General features: G+C 68.1%; 1 protein-coding gene. It reads right to left on the minus strand.

All coding sequences use genetic code 11. From position 1 onward, the window contains the following. Positions 1 to 467 (minus strand): hypothetical protein (locus J0A65_RS25735; RefSeq protein ID WP_416135335.1); only part of this gene is annotated, 467 nt, incomplete at both ends.

The raw sequence follows: 467 nt of genomic DNA on the forward strand, positions 1-467 counted from the left end.
GGGACTCAGCATGAAAACGTCGCAGGCCCTCGACCAGCGCCTCGCGCAACGCCTGCAATTGAGTCGCATCGAACAGTCGCGTGCCCTGCCGGGTGACCAACTCGCAGAGACCAGAGGGCAACGTCCAGCTGTCACGCTGGCGGTTGAACTGGCGCTCCAGCAGCGCGGGATCAAGGCCATTGCCGGCAGACTGCAGCAATGCCGGTAGTGCTTCCTCCAGAGAAGCGCTGCGCAGCGCCTGCAGCTGTACAAGCCTCGGCGATGAGCGACGCCCACGGGCCGGAGCGAAAGGGTCGAGGACCTGCCCCCCGCCCAGGGTGCGCTGCGCGGACTGGTCACGCAGCACCACGCGATCGCCGTGTACGGCATGCGCCGGGGCATTGAGCACCAGTTGGGCCAGGCAGGACTGGCCGGGCGCGAGGCTGTCCGTATCGAGCAGGGCGACACGCCCGCTGACGTCCTGCGCT

Origin of the sequence: Bowmanella yangjiangensis, assembly GCF_017255015.1 — a bacterium.
Lineage (GTDB): Bacteria > Pseudomonadota > Gammaproteobacteria > Enterobacterales > Alteromonadaceae > Bowmanella > Bowmanella yangjiangensis.